This window comes from Shewanella sp. SM69 (assembly GCF_025653985.1).
Taxonomy (GTDB): domain Bacteria; phylum Pseudomonadota; class Gammaproteobacteria; order Enterobacterales; family Shewanellaceae; genus Shewanella; species Shewanella oncorhynchi.
The window spans coordinates 184,460-205,461 of the sequence record NZ_JAKKRV010000003.1; the positions used below are offsets into that span (position 1 = coordinate 184,460).

The following is a 21,002-nucleotide window of genomic DNA, read 5'->3' on the forward strand; positions in this document are numbered from 1 at the left end:
CCCAAGCACCCCCATCAATTAAGCGACGCTGATACCGATATTTGATACGCCAGCTTCGATAATGTCTTTGCGTAAACCTTTGACCAGTTCTGCGGTGATCTTCGGATTTTCTTCAATAATTTCCAACAGAGAATTTTGTAATTCTTTCTCTTCTTCCATGACTTCATGGGCGAAAACGAAATCATCTAATGCTTCATCCACCAAATCGACATCGCTGATCGCTTCGATGTAGTTAGCCACTGTGCTGGATGATAATTTGCTGATATTGACTATATCTTCTTCAATCTTGCCTTGAATTGCACCCAGTAAGGTCGATATGGCGACCACTGCATCCATGGCCGGATAGACGCCATAGGCTTCAAAATCAGCAGGATCTGGGGTGTTATCTTCCAGGCGTTGCAGATGCACATCGACATTGAATTTGAGCTTGGAGTCGTACTGGGATTGCCACAATAGTTCTAATGCGGTACTCAACACAGTAGGATCGCCAAACTCACAGACTTCGGAAAACAGTTGATAGTTGGGCAACATACGTTGGCAAAGTGCAGTGGCAAAGAGTTGTTTTTGTGGCAGTGTTAACGCCTTGAGACGTTTAAAGAAGCCCGTTTTTTTGGTCATCTGTTATTTCCGCTGATAGCTGTGATATCACTTGATTTGCCGCAGATTCTACCTTAGTTAACTCATCAAGTAACTCTAGTATTTCGGGTTCGAGATCTTCAACCGATGTTTCACGTTTTAGTGCCGATTCAATTTCTTGGCATAACCTTTGTGTGGTGGGCACGCCGCAGTAGCAGCTCGCACCATGCAGCTTATGGATAGTACTGAGCATGACAGGGTGCTCGTTTTGACTTAGCGCCGTTTGAATCGTCGCCACGGTTTGCGGCAATGAGTCGAGCAACATTCTAAGCATATCTAAGGCGAGATCGGCCTTGTGATTGGCTTGGGTTAAGCATAAATCCCAGTTCAGCGTATGCAGGTCAAAATGGGTGAACTTAGGTCGAGTGATCCAGCGATGAATAATATCTTTGAGTGCCGCTTCATCAATAGGTTTAGGCAAATATCCGTCCATACCACTGCTTAAAATCAGTTCGCGTTCTTCGGCAATGGCATGGGCTGTCACGGCAATTATCGGCGTGTTGCGGTTCATCGAGCCTTGGCGAATTTGCTTCGTGGCACTAATGCCATCTGTGCCAGGCATTTGGATATCCATAAAAATCAAGTCGAAGGTGCGAGTCTTCGCCTGTTTAACTGCCTCATCACCGCTGTTGACGGCAACCACAGTCGTCACTAATTCGCTGAGTAGAGTATCAATCAGTTTTAAGTTGGCAAAGTTATCATCTACCGCGAGCACGGTTAAAGATTGGCGCGCAACCGGCGTTGATATTGTCGCAGGGGCTATGATGTCGTACTCCATCGGTGGATAGAGTAAGTTGCGCGCAAGCTGATGCTCACTGACTGGCAGAGACAAGACCACATCGGCATTCGGGCGAATAAATTGGGTTAAGGCATCCTGTTCTTGGCAATCGTATAGCACTATAAGGCAATCTGTTTTGGTCTTCGCCAAGTTTAGGGTACTCACCAGTTGTTTTGAATCGCTAAACCCATGGCAACTCAAGAGAACATAGTCGTATGGCGCTTCAGCCGTGGTGAGCGTAGTCAACAAGCTTGGTATATGCTGATGATGGGTGACTTTTGTATCCCATTGATTCAATTGGCGGCTTAATACTGCGTGGGTGAGTACTCGTGGTTCGTAAAACAGTATAGTTTTGTCTTTGAGTTTTTCGAGCGGCAGTGAGTCACCGATTTGGAATTGACCTAAGCCGAGCGGCAAACTGAACCAGAAGTTTGAGCCTTTTTCTGGGGATGAAGTAAAGCCGATTTGGCCGCCCATTTGATTCACTAAACGTTTAGTGATCACTAAACCTAAGCCGGTGCCACCAAAGCGGCGCGAAATCGACGAGTCTGCTTGGCCAAAGGCTTGGAATAAAAAGTCCTGCTGGCTTTCATCGATGCCGATACCTGTGTCGACCACATCACAGCGTAGTACCACTTGTTCGTCCGACTGGCTCTGCAGTTCGATTTTGACCATCACGCTGCCAGAGTCAGTGAATTTAATCGCGTTACCAACCAAGTTATTGATGATTTGGCATACGCGCATGGCATCGCCATTGACATTGTCGGGCACGTTGGGGGCGATATCGACGACGAGTTCTAGGCCTTTGGCCTGGGCGCTGCCGGAGATCAAGGTAATCGTATCGCTTATGGTTTCCCTAAGGCCGAAGGGCATGTTTTCTAACACCATTTTACCGGCTTCGAGTTTAGAAAAGTCGAGAATGTCGTTGATGATACCCAGCAGGTTAGTGGCACTGCGTTCTATGGTCTTGATGTAATCGACTTGGCTCGAATGCAATGGTGTTTTGACTAATTGCCGCGCAAAACCGATAACACCATTGAGCGGCGTACGTAACTCGTGGGACATATTCGCTAAGAATTCAGATTTAATTCGGCTGGCTTCTAGGGCGCGTTTTTTAGCTAAATCCAGCTCGACGTTTTGGATTTCAATCTGCTCTAAGGTTTCCCGCAGATCCGACGTCGCTTGGTCGATATTTTGCTGCATCTCATCATGGTATTCCGATAGCGACCCCGCCATGGCATTGATACCGCGTTTGAGTAAGTCCAGCTCACCAATCAAGTTGCCATCTAAGCGGGCGTCTAATTTACCTTCACGGATTTTAGCGACGACGCGCACCATTTCAGTAATGGGCTGAGTGACGTTTTTCACTAGCCGGAAAGTAAATAGCAGGTTTAACTGCACGCCGATCAACACGATAATAAAGGCGGCGACTGCGGCTCTATGTTGCTCTAACAAGGCGCGTTCTTTATTGATTATTATCGAGATATAACCTAAAAGATGACCATCATCTGTCTGGATATCGTAATTAGCGGGAGCTGCACTGGGGCCTGTGGCAAAAATGGGCGTCCGTAAAATAAGGCTGTCGTCCACATGTTCAATTTCGGTTTTATGCAGCGTGTTGAGGGCTTCTTTGTAGCGCATAATCTCAAAGTCTTTGTGATAGTGGGAGGTCACAAAGAGTTGATTATTAGCATCGAAAATCGCGATGGATTTTACTAAGGTGGATTTGTTGAGCTGCGCCGCCGCGAGTAAGCGTTTGGTCGCCTCGCGATCATTCGCCACTAAGCCGATTTCACTGGCAATCGACAGGGGCTCTATAATATTGCTGCCCTGTTCGACGAGCGTATCTTCGAGCTCATAAAAACGGTTTATGGTAAAGTAGCTGCCCAGAAGGATACCGACCAAGATTGTTGGCGCGAGCGCCAGCACAAGAACCCAAGAACGTAGGCTGTATTTGGTCATGTTGTTGACAGGGTTCATAGCAGCGGCGGTGTTTCCTGTGACAGAGACTAAGATAATTTTATAAGACTGCCAGAAAGAGGGCGGTCTTTGCCAGTATTTTATTGATTTAGAGGCCGAAATGGCGCAATTTTTTAAAGCAAAACCAAATAGTTCCAAACAGTTGTCGGCTAAGTTATCGCTGAGCGTAGAACAGCTCGATCACTTAGGCGCAGGTATAGCACAACATCAAGGTAAAGTCGTGTTTATCCCTGGCGCTTTGCCCGATGAGACCGTGACAGTACAGCTCACCGAGCAAAAGAAAAATTATGCCCGTGCCAAGTTGATTAAAGTCGATTCATCAAGTCCTGAGCGCGTTGAGCCTGAGTGTCCACACTACCATACCTGCGGCGGCTGCGACTTACAGCATATGTCATTATCGGGTCAGCGTGAGCATAAAGAAGCCGCGTTGCTGGATATTATGGCTAAGTTTGCTGGTACTGAAGGCGGTGCTTTATCCCCTGCACTCACGGGGGAAGGTTGGCATTATCGTCGCCGCGCCCGTCTTGCTACTTTATTTGATAAAAATACCAAGCACTTAAGTTTAGGCTTTCGCGCCGCTAGTAGCAGTAATGTGGTACCAATCAGTCAATGTCTGGTGTTAGCTAAGCCGTTATCGGACTTGATCGTCCCCTTTGCTAAGTTGCTGAACCAATTGTCAGCTAAAGCCAGCTTAGGCCATCTTGAGTTGATTGCCGCCGATAATGGTCACTTCGCTGTGCTGCGTATCACTAAGGCGCTAAACGATAAAGATCTCGCTAAGCTGTCAGCCTTTGCTGAGCAGCATCAGATCCATATTTGTCTGCAGGATAATGAAGGCCAATTCCAAGGCGTTGGCGCTGAGTTAGTGTTACCGGTTTATCAGCTGTTAGATGACAAAGCTGAGTCGGATGCGGTGAGTTTAAGTTTCACCCCAGGTAACTTTGTGCAAGTGAATGGACAAATTAACAAGGCCATGGTCGCTCAAGCGATGGATTGGTTAGCGCCAGCGCCAGATGAGCGCATTTTGGATTTGTTCTGCGGCATGGGCAATTTCAGTTTGCCCTTAGCGAAAATGGGCGCTGATGTGATTGGCGTCGAAGGGGTTGCCGAGATGGTGACTCAGGCACGGGTGAACGCGAAAGCTAACAATCTGGATAAACTGACCTTTTACCACGGCGATTTAAGTGCGGATTTATCCCTTGAGCCTTGGATGGGCAAGATTGATAAATTACTGCTCGATCCCGCCCGTGCGGGGGCATTTGAAAGCTTGCAATGGCTGAAGAAGATGAAGCCACGCAAAGTCGTGTATGTATCTTGTAATCCTGCGAGCTTGGCCCGCGATAGCGCAGTACTGTTAGAGCGCGGTTACCGATTACAGCAATTGGGACTTATCGACATGTTCCCACAAACACACCATATAGAAGCCATGGCACTGTTTGAATTAACCAAGTAATTTGCGCTGGCAAAGTAAGCAAAGCGTTTGAATAACGTAAAAAATGTGATTATTACGTCGGTTGGGTTTGACAAGTTCGCGCCAATGCTGAAGATAGGAGAGCTGAAGTGGTGCCCACTTTCTCTCTGAGCACGGATAAGGAAATAAATTAGATGGTCTCTGTTCGCGAAGCGCACTTTAATGATCCCGATTTTCACTTAGAAGATTGGGTAGCTCGCTATGTTGGTCATGCCGATGAAGCGCAGATGCTGCTCTCTTTGATAGGGCAGATTGACGCCTTACCAGCCAAGAGTCCTGCGGCGAAGAGAGAACTGCTCGAACGTGCTCGAGAGATGATTGAAATCCTCGCACCGCTAAACATGGACATTGAAACCCTGCAGGCGGCAATTTTGTTTGTGGTGCTCGATGCTGGGTTATTGACCGAAGAAGCCATCCAAGAGAAATTTGGTGAGCCGCTGGCGCGTTTAGTCGCGAGTGTCGTGACCATGAACGCGATTGGCGCCTTGAAAATCAATCCTAATAGTCGTTCAACCGAGCCGCAAATCGACAATATCCGCCGCATGTTATTGGCTATGGTTGAAGATGTGCGCGCTGTGGTGATTAAGCTTGCCGAGCGTGTGTGTTTACTACGGGCGGTGAAAAATGCCGACGAAGAAACTCGCGTGCTGCTGGCCCGTGAAATTGCCGATATTTATGCGCCGCTGGCTAACCGTTTAGGGATTGGGCAATTGAAGTGGGAGCTGGAAGATATTTCTTTCCGCTATCTGCATCCTGATACCTATAAAGACATTGCTAAGCAATTAGATGGCAAACGACTGGATCGTGAAGTCTTTATCGACAAGTTTGTCAGTCAGTTGCAACAAAGGTTAGATGAAGATCAAATTCGCGCTAAGGTCTACGGCCGACCGAAACATATCTACAGTATCTGGCGCAAGATGAAGGGCAAGCACCTCAAATTTGATGAGTTGTTTGACGTGCGCGCCGTGCGTATCGTGACCGAACGTTTGCAGGATTGTTATGGTGCATTAGGCGTAGTGCATACGCTCTGGCACCATATTCCACGGGAATTTGACGACTATGTCGCTAACCCTAAGCCTAACGGGTATCAATCGATTCATACCGTGGTGGTGGGGCCTGAGGGCAAAACCGTTGAAATTCAAATTCGTACCCAAGACATGCATGAAGATGCAGAACTGGGTGTGGCCGCGCACTGGAAATACAAAGAAGGCAATCATTCCGGTAAGCAAAGCGGCTACGAAGAAAAAATTAACTGGCTGCGTAAAATTCTGCAATGGCAGGAAGACGTGGTCGAAAGTGGCAACTTGGTCGAAGAAGTCCGCAGCCAAGTGTTTGAAGATAGAGTCTATGTGTTTACCCCAAGCGGTGAAGTCGTCGACTTGCCACTGGGCTCAACCGTGCTCGACTTTGCCTATTACATTCACTCCCAAGTAGGGCATAAATGTATTGGTGCTAAGGTCGATGGCCGTATTGTACCGTTTACCTATCAGGTTGAAACGGGCGAGCGTATCGAGATCATCACCTCGAAACAGCCCAATCCTAAGCGCGACTGGCTTAACCCTAACTTAGGTTATATCCGCACCTCGCGTGCGCGTTCGAAAATCCAGCATTGGTTTAAGCAGCAGGACAGAGACAAGAATATTGTCGCCGGCAAAGAAATGCTTGAATCCGAATTGGCGCGGGTGAGCCTTAAAATTAAAGACGCGGCTATCGCGGTCGAGCGCTTTAATATGGCGAGCATGGATGACTTACTGGCGGCGATTGGTGGCGGTGATGTGCGTCTGCATCAAGTGGTTAACCATATTCAAAGCCGTCTGCGACTCGACGAAGTGTCAGAAGAAGATGCGGTCGAAGAATTAGTTAAGAAAGGCCAACATAAGCCGACCTCCAGTGGCCGTGGTCAGGTTGAAGTCAACGGTGTGGGTAACTTGCTTAACCATATCGCCCGTTGTTGTCAGCCAGTTCCCGGTGATGAGATCTTAGGTTTTATCACTAAGGGCCGTGGTATTTCTGTGCATCGCGCTGATTGTGAACAAGTTAAAGAGTTAATGCGGGTTCATCCAGAGCGCGGTGTCGATGTGGTCTGGGGCGAAAATTACTCCGGCGGTTATCGCATGCGTCTGCGGGTATTAGCCCACGATCGCAGTGGTTTATTGCGCGACTTAACCTCAGTGCTGGCTGCTGAAAAATCCAATGTACTGGCCATGAGTTCGTCATCGGATACTAAAAACCAGACCGCCGCGATTGAGTTGGAACTGGAGCTTTATAACCTCGATGGCTTATCGCGGGTGTTATCGAAACTGACACAAGTCGATAGCGTGATAGAGGCAAGACGACTTTAAGGCTCGTAACGCCTTTTGAAGCAGTAAGTATCTAGAAACCATCTAGAAGCTAGAAAGAAAGTAATCAAGGATTAGGCGGCAGGGTGAATTTCACCTGCCGCCTTTTTATTTGGCTTATTTTATGGAAATTGAGCTGCATGACTTGTTAGTTCAGCTGCGGTGTTCTTAGTGTTAGCCTGATATCACCCATACAGGTGTGCCATGGCATTCACTCTCAGACACTGTGGATAGAAGCTTAGGGATTCTAAGTTTATGAACGAGAGCCATGGAGGGCTAATATTTCGAGTGAACCAAAGTAATTAAGAAAGGTAATCCTTGCACCCACTTGATCTTGGAGATGACGTATAGATCGCTATGTCCATAAGCAGAAAAAGGTGATGACGATGGCCGCAATCAATGTCAGGAATCGCTGTTGGGCAATTCACTTCGACCTTGTCAGCCAGCATTATCCTCATGGTCATTCATACACTCTGCTTTATTTGTCTTTTACATAAGCAAGGCTTTATCCGCCAATCCCAAAAGCGATGGTACTCACAGATAACAAAACCATTAATACCAAGCAAACGTCCAGCACGTTAGGCAGTTTGAAGTAATAAAGCACATCATCCACTTTCCCAAGGATGTTAAACACCAGAAAGTTCGACTGTGGAATGACCTTGAGTTGCGGCTCAAAAACCTTTACCGCAAGCTTGCCACTCTCGACCGCGGCTTCAATGCTCCACACATCCGCTGTCGTTTTGGTGTGAGCGCCTGCCAGAACAAGGTTGGATATTGATGTCTTTTGCTGTGGCATATATTGTTGGGTGTGGGTCGAATTCACCCATTTGGGTTGCGCCGATGTTATGCCTTCGGGAGAAAACGCCCATTCATGCCAAACGGTGATTTTTACGATGGAAAAATCTTGCCAGCTTTTGCCGCCGTTAGCCTTTTTCACCAGTTCATTTAGGGCATCACACTGCTTTAATTGAAATAACACTTCATCAAGGAATTGCTCCTCAGTGCATTGTTCCAAACAAAGGCCATGAACAGGGCCTGGGACTTTTGAAACGCAAGCAGTAACAGTCCACAGTGATTGAATATCTTCCCCCAGTGAACTCGACTCTCCCCAAGCTTGTTCCTGAGCAAAAAGTGTCAGGTTAAAAGCGGAGTCTGAAATAACCAGCGCGCATCGCTTTCGCGGCCAAGACATTTTTTCTTTGAAGCCAATTCTAAAGGGCACTTGGGTATGCGGCCCCTGTTGTACCAAGGATTTAAAAAGATTGAGTTGCGGTTGATTTTGAAGCAGCGGGGTTCTGTCTAGAATATCTGCCGCAGAAAAGGGATTCAGTGCTAGGACATAGATATCGGCCTGAACGGTTTCGCCATTGTCCAGTTCTGCCGCTGTTATGCGGTTATTTTCAAAACTCAAACGATGAAGTGGGGTCTGCCAATAAAACTCAACCTGTTTTTGTTTCAGGTCATCGACCCACTTATCAAACCAAACCTCACTGCTGGGCCCGTTCAGAAGCAGCCATCCCGTACGGGCCTTGTGTTCCCATGGCCCTCCTTCACTGTCTGCTTGATGACGATAGCAATACTTAGTGACCAATTGCTTACGGAAAAAATGCGCCACATGATGGAAAGAAACATGACACCAGTCAGAGCCCACCCAAGGGCCAAAAGTGGAACTCCAGGTACTCAGTGTTGAAGCTGCTAAATAAGGTCGCCAAGCTTCTTTAGCGTTGATGTTGCTGTACTTTTGGCTACTTCGGGTATTTGAACACCATGCTTTTCCCATCAGCCAACACCAAAGCCATTTTTCTTTGGTCGTCATACTAAACAGGTTCTCCAAATCGACATTGCTGGAGTGAGAGTCACCAAAGTGAGCCGAACCTGAGTTAGGCGCCAAGCCGAATACGACTGGCCGAGAAAGAATGTTGTCATAGAGACTGGAATGCTCATCAAAGGGGATCTCCTTGATGAGTTCGAAAAAATTGTTATACCAAGGGCCCATTCCATGCCAAGAGTATTCAGAAGGCATACTCTGATCTTCTTTTCTTCTGGCACTTCTAAAAAAACCACCTGCATCCGCATTCGCCTCGAATATCTTCACTTTATACCCAAGTTTTGCAAATTCATGCGCTGCCGTTAGTCCGGCAATACCACCACCAAAAATAGCGACACTTTTCGCTTCTGTGGGGGATTCTGTGGATGTAGAGATAGCTTCAACTAACATTTAGCACCTCTTAACATTATCGTCGTTTGTGTCTAACGTGCTTTTAGGGGGGATTTTATGCTTTCATGTTTCTTGTCATCCAGCCCATAACTGGGGCGACCATAATGATGGTAAATATGCATTTCCGTCTTACGATCCACTGGCACCGTTGGGTTATACGGCGGAGCGTCTTTCACTGCCTGTCGTGTCAGATTGACAGACGCCTTGGCATCGGGCCAACTCACATCTTCGATCCAATCAGCAGGAATCAGCACTTGATGACCTAGCCACCAGTTACTCGTATTCACTATCAGGTATCGAATGGCCCAAGTTTCTTCATCGATAAGCAGGTCCTGTATGTGGCCAATGTCACCATCGGTCGCATGAATGCGGTAGTCGATTACCACCTGACAACTACGCAGATGAATGTCGTCATCTTGGTGCTGCTCTGCTTTAGTTTGTGCATTAGTCTTAGCCACTTCTGGATGTTCGACATCAGGTGGAGACGCTAAGCCGACGTAGCCCGTTAACATCATATTCGGATACACACCACCGCCCAACATCCCGTCACCGCCCCAATAATAGGGATAGCCGTAGTACTCAAGTAAACGAATTTCTTGCTGTCGAGAGACAGGTTTTTGGGTGCTGATGTCGGGACTGTTCTCGACTTGAACTTTTGTGATAGAGACGGGCAACAGCTTGTCCGCCCAGTTAGCTTGGCCTATCGAGATAGGCGAAATCAGTACTTTTCTACTGGAAAGCCAAGTGCCAGTGTCAACAACGAGATAGCGAATGCACCAAGTTTCGTCATCGAAATAGACATCTTTAACATGACCAATGTTGCCATCTGTAGCACTGATGACATAGTCCTCCATATTCTTAACTGTGCGTAACATAAGCACTGTCTCCTTCGAATGTTTGTTTTCCTAGAGGGTCGATATACCTATGTAGTATGCAAAAGCGGCGACGCTGTCCGTCCGCTATCTAACGTAAGTATCATTTTTGTGGAAGTGACGAACTGCCAGATGCCTAAGTCGCCGAGTTCGCAGCCAAATCCAAACTATTAGTGGGTGCGTGAACGCACTGACACCAGACCGCTGGTCATTTACCATAGAAAGACAATCGGTAATGTTAAGGGCTGTGGGAAACATTTTTAGCGGGCGATATGAACACACCAATTAAAAAATGAATTTTAGCGGCAGATCTGGCGGCTGGTGTTAGTACAGCTTAGCCACATAGCGCTGGCTGATACCGTGTCTTAGGAGATGAGTTATTTCAGTGTCGCTTGCAGTGTAATCTCTTCAACACCAGCAAGGGCCTTCGATACCGGGCAGTCACACTTTGCCGCAGCCGCAATCTCTTGGAATTTCGCTTCGTCGATGCCCGCAACCTCTGCGCTCATAGTCAACGCGATGCGGTCTATAACAAAACCTTCGCCTTGTTTAGCGAGACGCACACTTGCCTTGGTGTCGATATTGGCGGTGGCAAACCCTGCCTGATCACAGGCGAATGAAAACGCCATCGTAAAACACGCGGCATGGGCGGCAGCTAGTATTTCTTCAGGGTTCGTGCCACGACGGTCATCCTCGAAGCGGCTACCGAAGCCGTAAGGATATTGCTTCAGTGCACCGGTCTCGGTACTTATTTTACCTTGGCCTTTCTTACCTTGACCTTGCCATTGGATAGTTGCGATTTTTTCAATCATGGTGTGTCTCCTAAATATCAAAATTGCTCAAGAAGGGTTTCATTTTCGACGCTAATGATTGGGCAAATTGAGACGACTTATACTGCCAACCTATGCCAGTCTGGACTTGACCATAGGTATCCGTCTGTACGGTATGCAACAGTAGATCAGGCCACCCATTTTAAATTAACGACCTAATGTTCTTTCGGTTTGCCTACAACCTGTTCTGGCTAAAGTGGTTTGAATGAGAGTCATCAAAAGTAGCTGGACTGCATCTGAGGAAAAAAACGTGCTAATTCATTTAAAAATGGTGTATTTCAGACATGCTAACTCCCGCCCATTATACGAATGGGCAGTGACTGGGGTGATCGCTATTTAAGGTTGGGTGTCTATGTTCTTTAGTCTCAACTTCCTAGCTATAGTCCAGCAAGAACCATAAACGGTGATTCATCAAACACACTGAGCGACTTTAGTAGGCTTAGTTTTTACGCCAACGTTCCATTTTATCAACTAGTCCTGAATACCGAACTGATACAATGTAAATTGATGGCAATATGAAAATAATTACACAGCCGAGTTCGACTATTGCCTTTTTAAGTTCAGAAAATTCGAGAACATAAGTGGTATCCCATAACTTCTGCATAAAAAACACTGCGAACAATGCAAGAGGAATTGTAAGGAAATAGTGCATAACTAAACTAAATGTGTTTTTTGTCTTTGCAATGATTTTTATTTGGATACGACAATGAATTTCTACAATCAGCGTAGAAATCATAGTAAAAATGAACATCATAATTATAAGATTAATCATAGCTACCTATACTCATAACTTTAAAATGTGAGACTAAAACGAAGCAAAATTTGCGGTTGCTCAGGCTTAATGTGTGTAGTTCATTTACGGACACTTTGTATCATTACTAATTTTAGGTCAACTAGTGAACACTCGACGAAGCTATCTTTCGGTCTCGAAATACACTATGGGCAAGTGTGCAAGCGGCAATATTACGAACTGGCTCTAGGGAGGGCTAACTCGAAAATAGATAAATATATGACTGTCGCTGCTTTCCTGCTTTTCCCAATCCCTAGTTCAGGTTAATCAACAACGCTATGTTAATTGATCATGAATATGGCTCATGTTCTATGTGAAATAAAACCGTTTTTGTTCATGTGCCGAACCACGTATAAATGACTCCAAGCGAAATATTAGACAAGCTTGAAGTTGCACACTAGCTAAGCCATTAGGACTTAAGTCATCGGCACTTAAGTTAAATAGAACCTCAGACAGAACACGAATAATGTCTATCAGAGTCGGGTCGAGAAGCTAGAAGCGCAGGGCATAAACTCAGGTTTGAAATCAGACAATGGGATACTGGATCACTATGAATAAGCATTTTACATTTACGATTAACAGCATTTGTCTTGATGAAAATTATCATCCCTCAGACAAGACGCGTATCACGACCAACTTTGCTAATTTGGCCAGAGGTAGTCATCGCCAAGCGAACTTACGCAACGCGTTAAAGATGATTGACAACAGTTTTAATGCCTTAGCGCATTGGGATAACCCCAAAGGTGATCGTTATACTGTCGAACTTGAAATTATATCCGTTAATTTGGATATTGACGGCAGCGGTCAAACCTTCCCATCGATTGAAGTTTTGAAAACCAATATTGTTGATCATAAAACTAATAAGCGTATTGAAGGTATTGTCGGCAATAACTTTTCATCTTACGTACGCGATTATGACTTTAGCGTATTACTGGCAGAGCATAATAAGGGCCAAGCCAAATTTAGTATTCCAGATGATTTTGGTGGTCTGCATGGCAAGCTATTTCAGTCTTTTGTTAATTCTGATGCTTACAAACAGAATTTTAATAAGCCACCGGTTATCTGCCTCAGTGTGTCGGATAATAAAACCTACCATAGAATTGAGAATCAGCATCCCGTATTAGGGGTTGAATATCAGCCAAATGAATCGTCTTTAACTGAGCAATATTTCAAAAAAATGGGCTTGCAGGTGCGCTATTTTATGCCACCAAATAGTGTGGCGCCGTTAGCTTTTTATTTCTTTGGTGATTTACTGAATGATTACACCCATCTTGAGTTGATAAGCACCATCAGCACTATGGGAACTTTTCAAAAAATCTATCGCCCTGAGATTTATAACGCCAATGCCGTTGCAGGGAAATGCTATCAACCTAATTTGAAAAACTTGGATCATTCACTGACTCAAATTGTTTATGACCGAGCAGAACGTAGCCAATTGGCTAATGAGCAAGGCAAATTTGCAGCGGAGTACTTTATCAAACCCTACCAAAAGCTTTTTGAACAATGGTCTGCTAATTACCTTTAGTCGCTCTGCACTTAATCACTTTTCTTCGCAGAACGGCTTTAAAACCACGCTCAATAATTAATCTAATACGGCATCATTATCATGACAACAAGACTTAATAAAACATCGCTTAACCAGACACTGTTACCGACTTCAACTGCGGGCAGTTTGCCTAAACCTTTATGGCTTGCAGAGCCTGAAACACTTTGGTCTCCATGGAAATTGCAAGGAGAGGAATTAATTACCGGTAAACACGATGCACTGCGTTTGTCATTACAGGATCAACAGCTAGCGGGGATTGATATTGTCAGTGATGGCGAGCAAACGCGGCAACATTTTGTCACTACCTTTATTGAGCACCTCAACGGCGTTGATTTTTCAAAACGTAAAATCGTTAAAATTCGTGATCGCTATGATGCAAGCGTGCCCACGGTTGTCGGCCCAGTGAGCCGCCAAAAGTCGGTGTTTGTCGAAGATGCCAAATTTTTACGCAAGCAAACCACGCAACCGATTAAATGGGCGCTGCCTGGCCCTATGACCATGATAGATACGCTTTATGATGACCATTATAAAAGTCGCGAAAAGCTTGCTTGGGAATTTGCCAAAATTCTTAATGAGGAAGCCAAAGAATTAGAAGCTGCGGGTGTTGATATTATCCAATTTGATGAGCCTGCCTTTAATGTGTTTTTTGATGAGGTAAACGATTGGGGCATTGCCTGTTTAGAAAGAGCCATTGAAGGGCTAAAATGCGAAACGGCGGTGCATATTTGTTATGGTTACGGCATCAAAGCCAATACAGATTGGAAAAAAACCTTGGGCTCAGAGTGGCGCCAATATGAAGAAGTGTTTCCTAAACTGCAAAAGTCTAATATCGATATTATCTCGCTAGAATGTCACAACTCCCATGTGCCAATGGAGCTACTTGAACTCATTCGCGGTAAGAAAATCATGGTCGGCGCGATTGATGTCGCCACCGACACGATTGAAACCGCAGAGGAAGTGGCTGACACCCTACGAAAAGCCCTTAAATTTGTCGATGCCGACAAGCTTTATCCTTGTACTAACTGCGGCATGACGCCTTTATCCCATCAAGTCGCAAGAGGCAAACTCAACGCCTTGAGTGCAGGTGCAGAGATCGTCAGAAAAGAGCTCTTGGCATTAAGATAAGACGCGTTAAGTGTTGCTGTCTGTTTTACAGCAGCATAAGTCTAGCTTTGTTGAAAAGGTATCGACGTCGGTATTAAAAAAATGGGATTGGCATTCTGATGCCAATCCCGTTTTCATTTTTAAGCTCATACATTTAGTGCTTAGGTTTATGCATTGTCTTAGCGCTTATTGGCCAAGCTTTGGCGTGCGTGGCGGGATCATGCGCCTGTCACCTGTTGACTCAAATGCACCTGCAAATTTAAGCAGGTTGTTATCGTCATAGGCACGACCTGCGAAGGTCAAACCGACTGGCATGCCAATATCGGCCATCACTCCCATAGGCACAGTCACAGTCGGCACGCCTAAATGGCGAATCGCAAGGTTTCCGTTAGCGACCCAAACTCCGTTGCTCCAAGCGATATCGGCTGAAGCCGGATTCACATGGGCATCGGCAGGGCCGACATCGGCCACCGTTGGGAACAGCACGGCATCGAGCTTAAGCTCGTCCATCCAGTCTTCGAGATCTAGCTTACGCGTCTTCTCTAAGCCACGCAGACCATCGGGAATACTGTCGATCTGGTCATAGGATTTAAGACCACGCTTAGCCATTTTGACGTACTCTTCCATGCCTGCCGCTAAGTCACCTTCACGGTTTGGCAAGGTGCCTAAGTCGTGGGGGAAAATCAAATGCCCAACAACATCTTCAAGCTTGTTGAGTTTAGGGTCATTGTTCGCCCGCAGGAATTCATCGAACGCCCAACCCGAGAGTTCCCATAATTCATCATGGAGGAACTGAGGCGTGACTATGCCACGGTTAAACACGGTCGGCGCGCCTGGGCGGTCGCCTTCGCAATTTGATACCAACGGGAAATCGACTTCAATCACTTCGGCGCCAGCGGCTTCTAAGGCTTTACGAGCCGCTTCCCATAGATCGATAACCGATTGGCGGGTATGAATACGTTGACCCGTTGGCCCCCCGATACCTGGGTTTTCGCTGGTTCCCGCCAATTCATCCTTATTGATGTACATGCGCGGCACACCAAAACGCTTACCTTTAAGCGTGTCGGCTTGAGCGGCAAGCTCCAGATAAGATGCTGGACGGACACTTGATGCTTTAGGGATTTGTACCCAAGGTTGCAGACGCCAGAGATCGCCACGGGTGATAGGATCGTCGGCCACAATCACATCCAGCACTTCAAGCATATCGGCCATAGTGCGGGTATAAGGCACGACGACATCCATGGTCGGGGTTAACGGCCAGTTACCGCGCACCGAAATCACGCCCCGTGACGGAGTGTAAGCACACAAACCGTTATTAGATGCCGGACCTCGGCCGCTCGACCAAGTTTCTTCAGCAAGACCAAAAGCAGAGTAACTTGCTGCCGTGCCCGTGCCCGCCCCATTGGAAGAACCCGAGGCGAATGGTGCAGTAAGATACTCAGCATTGTATGGGCTTTCAGCGCGGCCATAGTGACCACGCTGCATACCGCCATTGGCCATGGGTGGCATATTGGTTTTGCCTAAACAAATGGCCCCCGCAGCGCGTAGGCGCTCAACGGCGAAGGCATCGTACTGGGCCACTAAATCCTTAAAGGCTGGGCTGCCAGACGCCGCCGTCAGTCCCTTCACCAAATAGCTGTCTTTGGCGGTATACGGAATACCCTCAAGTGGGCTTAAGGTTTCACCACGGGCGCGGCGCGCATCTGACGCCTCAGCTTCTTTGAGCGCATCGGGATTGTGCACCACTAACGCATTGAGCTTAGTCTTTGTCGCAGGGCCGTCATATGCCTCAACCCGCGCGCGATACGACTTAACCAACTCCACTGCGGTGGTGCGGCCAGATTCGAGCGCTGCACGCAGCTCGGCAATAGAAACTTCAGTGACTTCAAACATCTTGCGCCCTCCCGCTGAAAGCCAATTGTGGTGCAATAACAGTGACATCAATCGTCATGCTGTTCTCCTTGGGTTACTTTCCAGCAGGGATTTGCTGAGTAATACAATGGATATTACCGCCACCTAATAAAATCTCACGGGCTGGCACACCCACAATCTCATGCTCTGGGAAGATTTCCTGCAGTTTTTGGGCTGCGATATCATCGGTTGCAGGGTCAAGCAGTGGGAACACGATGCGATTATTGGTGATTAAAAAGTTTACATAAGAACCGGCTAAACGCTCACCCGCCGTGCGTGGCACGCCAGTGCCTTCGGCCACACCTTTTGATTCTTCTTCGGTGCAATACAGCGGCCCCGGTTGTGGCAACAGATGGATTTTTAACTTACGGCCTTTGGCATCCACGGTATTTTGCAACACCTCTAGCGCCGCTTTTGAGCGTGGATACTGGGGATCAGTCTCATCATCGGTCCAGTGCAGAATGACTTCACCAGGACGGGCAAAACAGCACATATTGTCGATATGGCCATCAGTCTCATCCATATACACGCCATCTTGCAACCAGATAAACTGCTTAACATTCAAATAGTCACGCAGTAAGTCTTCAATCTGTTCTTTTGTCAGTTCAGGGTTACGGTTGGCATTGAGTAAACATTCTGCACTCGTCATACAGGTGCCCTCACCATCGACATGGATGGAGCCACCTTCGAGGATCAGCGGCGCGCTGTAACGGGCAAAACTATGCTGCGCAAGCATTTGCTGCGCGACTTGCTCGTCCTTATCCCATGGGAAGTACAAACCACCGTTATGGCCGCCCCAAGCATTAAAACCCCAGTCAACACCACGGCATTCGCCATTATCATTCACAACTACGGTTGGCCCTGTATCGCGAGCCCAGCAATCGTTACTGTCCATTTCAACCAAGGTGACGTGCGATGGCATCACTTTTTGAGCTTCAGCTAAAAAGGCTTTAGGTACACCCATATACACGGGCGTTGCACCACCAATGGCATCGGCCACTTTAGCAAAGGTTGCCTGAGCATAAGCACCAGCGGCACGCCAGTTATCAGGACGATAGGGCCAAATCATCCACACCGCTTGCTGCGCAGCCCATTCGCCAGGCATATAAAAACCATCTTGGGATGGCTTAGTCGTTAACTGCGTGGCATCCACTGTCACGTTTGTCATGAGTTTTGTCTCCAGTAATGCTTAAAAACGATAAGGGTGTGCGTCCTAACATCGGACGACAGAATCGAAATATACCTAACATCAATCAAATGAATAAATTGAAGGACCGCATTTATCATGTGCATAGTTTGGCCGAAATTGTCAGGTCTTCACTCAGTGAGTTTTAGCTTCATTGAAATATTGCTGCGTATCTTATCATTTAAGATGGCTTGCGCTAAATACTTGTATGCAGGACATAGATGAGAATTTGTAGGGGAGGAAGCTTGTCAATTTATTGCTCACGAGATGAATGAATTACGAAATGGAGCGAATACTCTTTAGTTAAAATAAGTCTTAGTTGAAATACAGCACTAAAATCTGATCTCAGCATCAAAATAGCGCTTTTATTTTACCTAGCTTATCATCATCGCTTTATTGTAGCCTTTTGCTAAAAAACACTGCGGAGGCGTATTTTTTGTTCTTTCTCAATATTCGCCCGTTGCAGTATTTATCTTTAAAGGATATCAGCATGACTTCCCACACGGCGCCATTAACCTCATTTTCTACTGAACCTTCTCTCACTGAAACTTCTACAACGGAACCTTCTACAACGGAACCTTTTACAACGGAACTGTCTATAACAGATGTAGAGCCGCTACTTAAGATCATGGAAAAACTGCGTGATCCGCACACGGGTTGCCCGTGGGATAAAGCGCAAACGTTTCAAACCATAGTGCCTTTTACTTTAGAGGAGGCCTATGAAGTTGCCGATACCATAGAGCGTTTAGCCTGGGATGAGTTACCCGATGAACTCGGGGATTTGTTATTTCAAATCGTATTCTATTGTCAGCTCGGCAAAGAGCAGGGGTTATTTGATTTTTCGAGCGTGATTGAGAAAATTAGCGACAAGTTAACCCGTCGTCATCCCCATGTGTTTGGTGAGCAAAATCCGCAAATAGGCGATAGTGCCCAAGCGATGAAAGCCAATTGGGAGGCGATTAAAGCGATTGAGCGTGAGCAAAAGGCGCAGCAAGTGGCGGGTGAAACTCAAACAGATACTGTGGTTTCTGCGTTAGACAATATTCCGCGTACCCAACCTGCGCTGTCGCGCTCAATCAAAATTCAGCAAAGGGTGGCGCGAGTCGGGTTTGATTGGGCCGAGCTTGAGCCCGTGGTCGCTAAAATTCACGAAGAAATCGATGAAGTCTTGCATGAAGTGAATCAACCCGAGCAAGACCAAGCGAAAGTGCAGTCCGAAATGGGCGACTTGCTATTTGCCGTGGTAAATTTAGCTCGTCATCTTAAGGTCGATCCAGAACAAGCGTTGCGCCAAGCCAATCTTAAATTTGAACGCCGTTTTCGCGGTGTAGAACAGTTGGCGAGTGACAGCGGTAAAAGCATGGAAGAGCACACATTAATGGAGCTCGATGCTTATTGGGACCAAGTAAAAGCGACAGAGACGAGATAAACGGCAAATTATCCCGATTGGTGTTTGTCGAATCGCGCCGCCTTTGGTATACTACTGCCCCGTCCTAGTGCTTTCTTACAAGCACGTATTTTCAAACTCATTTTCTCAGGTTCAGCATGACTACAAGGTATATCTTCGTTACTGGTGGCGTTGTTTCATCACTAGGTAAAGGCATTGCAGCAGCATCATTAGCTGCAATTTTAGAGGCCCGCGGTCTCAATGTAACCATCATGAAACTGGACCCTTACATTAACGTTGATCCGGGTACCATGAGCCCAACCCAACATGGCGAAGTATTTGTTACTGAAGACGGTGCAGAAACAGATCTCGACTTGGGTCACTACGAGCGTTTCATCCGTACTAAGATGAATCGTCGTAACAACTTCACTACTGGTCGTATTTACGAAGAAGTATTACGTAAAGAACGTCGTGGCGATTATTTGGGCGCAACTATTCAGGTTATCCCACACATCACTAATGCGATTAAAGAAAAAGTATTAGCAGGTGGCGAAGGCCATGATGTGGCTATCGTCGAAATCGGCGGTACTGTGGGTGATATCGAATCTTTGCCGTTCCTAGAGTCTATCCGTCAGCTCGGTGTTGAGCTGGGTCGTGATCGTACTCTGTTCATGCACTTAACCTTAGTGCCTTTCTTAGGTGCAGCAGGCGAAGTGAAAACTAAGCCAACTCAACACTCAGTGAAAGAGCTGCGTTCTATCGGTATTGCACCAGATGTGCTGGTTTGCCGTGGTGATCGTGCGATTCCTGCTAATGAAAAAGCCAAAATTTCGCTGTTCTGTAACGTCGAAGAGCGTGCGGTTATTTCATTAAAAGATGTTGATAGTATTTATAAAATCCCAGCTTTGTTACGTTCACAAGGTTTGGATGACTTAGTGGTTAAGCGTTTCGGTTTAGAATGCCGTGAAGCGGATCTGTCTGAGTGGGAAAATGTGATTTATCAAGAAGCTAATCCAAACGGCGAAGTCGTTATTGGTATGGTGGGTAAATACATTGAACTGCCAGATGCCTATAAGTCAGTCAACGAAGCATTAAAACACGCTGGCCTTAAAAACCGCGTATCAGTGACTATCAAGTACATTGATTCACAAACCGTAGAAGCCAAAGGCGAAGAAGTCTTACAGGGTTTAGACGGTATCTTAGTACCAGGCGGTTTTGGCGAGCGTGGTGTTGAAGGTAAGATACTGGCGGCAAAATTTGCCCGTGAAAACAATCTACCGTATTTCGGTATTTGTTTAGGTATGCAAGTTGCCCTGATTGAATTTGCGCGTAATGTTGCAGGTATGGCTGATGCACATTCAACTGAATTCAATAAAGAAACACCATTCCCAGTGGTGGGTTTGATCACTGAATGGATTGACGAAGAAGGTAATGTTGAGCAGCGCCATGAGGCTTCTGACTTAGGTGGCACTATGCGTTTAGGCGCTCAATTGTGTCATTTACTCGAGGGTTCAAAAGCGGCTCAAGCCTACAAAGGCAACAGCTGTGTAGAACGTCACCGTCACCGTTACGAAGTGAACAACAAATACAGAGAGCGTTTAGAGCAAGCTGGCATGATCTTCAGCGGTTTGTCTTCTGATCGTAAACTGGTGGAAATGATCGAATTAAAAGATCACCCATGGTTTGTTGCAGGTCAATTCCATCCTGAATTCACCTCAACTCCGCGCGATGGTCACCCATTGTTCGAAGGGTTTATTGCTGCGGCAAGTGCGCATCAAAAACGTGATCTGAAGTAAGAATATTTGAGGCCGGACCCGCGACATTGGGGCCGGCCTTTTGCTACACTCGTCGCGACTTGAAACATAAGAATTTAATACTTCTGGGTGTAAACAGCATGGGTATCAGTTGCATCTGTATGGACGCAAACCGTAAATGGAATTTTGTTATTTTCCGC

At 46.5% G+C, this 21,002-nt stretch carries 13 protein-coding genes; 6 read left to right on the forward strand and 7 right to left on the reverse strand.

Annotated features, from left to right (window positions below):
- Nucleotides 1–18: 18 nt before the first annotated feature.
- Nucleotides 19–618: a YjaG family protein gene (locus L5M37_RS06715; protein WP_028761381.1), complete on the reverse strand. Its 600-nt coding sequence runs from the start codon at nucleotides 616–618 to the stop codon at nucleotides 19–21.
- The gene (gene barA / locus L5M37_RS06720) at nucleotides 593–3,394 is read right to left on the reverse strand and encodes a two-component sensor histidine kinase BarA (RefSeq protein ID WP_263199873.1); all 2,802 of its coding nucleotides are present in this window, start codon (nucleotides 3,392–3,394) and stop codon (nucleotides 593–595) included. Before barA ends, L5M37_RS06715 begins: the two co-directional genes overlap by 26 nt.
- A 100-nt stretch (nucleotides 3,395–3,494) precedes the next feature.
- Here barA and rlmD point away from each other — a divergent pair, with 100 nt between their 5' ends.
- Both rlmD and relA read left to right on the forward strand, forming a co-directional pair.
- Nucleotides 3,495–4,847 carry a 23S rRNA (uracil(1939)-C(5))-methyltransferase RlmD gene (rlmD, locus tag L5M37_RS06725; protein ID WP_263162024.1) on the forward strand — a complete coding sequence of 451 codons (1,353 nt, stop codon included), beginning with the start codon at nucleotides 3,495–3,497 and terminating at the stop codon, nucleotides 4,845–4,847.
- Nucleotides 4,848–4,999: 152 nt separating this feature from the next.
- Entirely contained in the window at nucleotides 5,000–7,207 is a 2,208-nt protein-coding gene (gene relA / locus L5M37_RS06730; protein WP_028761378.1) for a GTP diphosphokinase, read from the forward strand.
- 502 nt (nucleotides 7,208–7,709) lie between these two features.
- On the opposite strand, the gene L5M37_RS06735 is transcribed toward relA, so the two are convergent.
- The 3 genes from L5M37_RS06735 to L5M37_RS06745 all read right to left on the reverse strand — a co-directional run bounded on the left by L5M37_RS06735 (nucleotide 7,710) and on the right by L5M37_RS06745 (nucleotide 11,106).
- Nucleotides 7,710–9,422, reverse strand: coding sequence for an FAD-dependent oxidoreductase (locus tag L5M37_RS06735; RefSeq protein ID WP_263199875.1), 1,713 nt, complete (start codon nucleotides 9,420–9,422; stop codon nucleotides 7,710–7,712).
- Between the two features lie 32 nt (nucleotides 9,423–9,454).
- On the reverse strand, nucleotides 9,455–10,297 hold the full coding sequence (locus L5M37_RS06740) for a PRC-barrel domain-containing protein (RefSeq protein ID WP_263199877.1): 843 nt from the start codon (nucleotides 10,295–10,297) through the stop codon (nucleotides 9,455–9,457).
- 374 nt (nucleotides 10,298–10,671) lie between these two features.
- Nucleotides 10,672–11,106 (reverse strand): OsmC family peroxiredoxin, encoded by a 435-nt coding sequence (locus L5M37_RS06745; RefSeq protein ID WP_263199879.1) that lies wholly within the window; start codon nucleotides 11,104–11,106, stop codon nucleotides 10,672–10,674.
- Between the two features lie 1,358 nt (nucleotides 11,107–12,464).
- Between L5M37_RS06745 and L5M37_RS06750 the strand changes: the two genes are divergently transcribed.
- Both L5M37_RS06750 and L5M37_RS06755 read left to right on the forward strand, forming a co-directional pair.
- On the forward strand, nucleotides 12,465–13,439 hold the full coding sequence (locus L5M37_RS06750) for a DUF1852 domain-containing protein (protein ID WP_263199881.1): 975 nt from the start codon (nucleotides 12,465–12,467) through the stop codon (nucleotides 13,437–13,439).
- Nucleotides 13,440–13,520: 81 nt separating this feature from the next.
- Nucleotides 13,521–14,585, forward strand: a complete 1,065-nt coding sequence (locus tag L5M37_RS06755) for a methionine synthase (RefSeq protein ID WP_263199883.1) — start codon at nucleotides 13,521–13,523, stop codon at nucleotides 14,583–14,585.
- A 165-nt stretch (nucleotides 14,586–14,750) separates the two neighbouring features.
- Here the strand turns inward: L5M37_RS06755 and L5M37_RS06760 are convergent, their stop codons facing one another.
- Together L5M37_RS06760 and aguA are read right to left on the reverse strand one after the other, a co-directional pair.
- On the reverse strand, nucleotides 14,751–16,457 hold the full coding sequence (locus L5M37_RS06760; protein ID WP_263199886.1) for an amidase: 1,707 nt from the start codon (nucleotides 16,455–16,457) through the stop codon (nucleotides 14,751–14,753).
- Nucleotides 16,458–16,530: 73 nt separating this feature from the next.
- The gene (aguA, locus tag L5M37_RS06765; RefSeq protein ID WP_263199888.1) at nucleotides 16,531–17,643 is read right to left on the reverse strand and encodes an agmatine deiminase; all 1,113 of its coding nucleotides are present in this window, start codon (nucleotides 17,641–17,643) and stop codon (nucleotides 16,531–16,533) included.
- A 508-nt stretch (nucleotides 17,644–18,151) separates the two neighbouring features.
- On the opposite strand from aguA, the gene mazG reads away from it, so the two are divergent.
- The gene (gene mazG, locus L5M37_RS06770; protein WP_263199890.1) at nucleotides 18,152–19,090 is read left to right on the forward strand and encodes a nucleoside triphosphate pyrophosphohydrolase; all 939 of its coding nucleotides are present in this window, start codon (nucleotides 18,152–18,154) and stop codon (nucleotides 19,088–19,090) included.
- Nucleotides 19,091–19,206: 116 nt separating this feature from the next.
- Nucleotides 19,207–20,844: a CTP synthase gene (locus tag L5M37_RS06775; protein ID WP_012587102.1), complete on the forward strand. Its 1,638-nt coding sequence runs from the start codon at nucleotides 19,207–19,209 to the stop codon at nucleotides 20,842–20,844.
- The last annotated feature ends 158 nt before the right edge of the window (nucleotides 20,845–21,002 follow it).

What these genes read in the sequence shown, in the direction of transcription:
- L5M37_RS06715 (WP_028761381.1), bottom strand. Translation starts at nt 618, where the DNA reads ATGACCAAAAAAACGGGCTTCTTTAAACGTCTCAAGGCGTTAACACTG.
- aguA (WP_263199888.1), bottom strand. Translation starts at nt 17,643, where the DNA reads ATGACAAACGTGACAGTGGATGCCACGCAGTTAACGACTAAGCCATCC.
- relA (WP_028761378.1), top strand. Translation starts at nt 5,000, where the DNA reads ATGGTCTCTGTTCGCGAAGCGCACTTTAATGATCCCGATTTTCACTTA.
- L5M37_RS06735 (WP_263199875.1), bottom strand. Translation starts at nt 9,422, where the DNA reads ATGTTAGTTGAAGCTATCTCTACATCCACAGAATCCCCCACAGAAGCG.
- L5M37_RS06750 (WP_263199881.1), top strand. Translation starts at nt 12,465, where the DNA reads ATGAATAAGCATTTTACATTTACGATTAACAGCATTTGTCTTGATGAA.
- L5M37_RS06740 (WP_263199877.1), bottom strand. Translation starts at nt 10,297, where the DNA reads ATGTTACGCACAGTTAAGAATATGGAGGACTATGTCATCAGTGCTACA.
- L5M37_RS06745 (WP_263199879.1), bottom strand. Translation starts at nt 11,106, where the DNA reads ATGATTGAAAAAATCGCAACTATCCAATGGCAAGGTCAAGGTAAGAAA.
- barA (WP_263199873.1), bottom strand. Translation starts at nt 3,394, where the DNA reads ATGAACCCTGTCAACAACATGACCAAATACAGCCTACGTTCTTGGGTT.
- L5M37_RS06755 (WP_263199883.1), top strand. Translation starts at nt 13,521, where the DNA reads ATGACAACAAGACTTAATAAAACATCGCTTAACCAGACACTGTTACCG.
- rlmD (WP_263162024.1), top strand. Translation starts at nt 3,495, where the DNA reads ATGGCGCAATTTTTTAAAGCAAAACCAAATAGTTCCAAACAGTTGTCG.
- L5M37_RS06775 (WP_012587102.1), top strand. Translation starts at nt 19,207, where the DNA reads ATGACTACAAGGTATATCTTCGTTACTGGTGGCGTTGTTTCATCACTA.
- mazG (WP_263199890.1), top strand. Translation starts at nt 18,152, where the DNA reads ATGACTTCCCACACGGCGCCATTAACCTCATTTTCTACTGAACCTTCT.
- L5M37_RS06760 (WP_263199886.1), bottom strand. Translation starts at nt 16,457, where the DNA reads ATGTTTGAAGTCACTGAAGTTTCTATTGCCGAGCTGCGTGCAGCGCTC.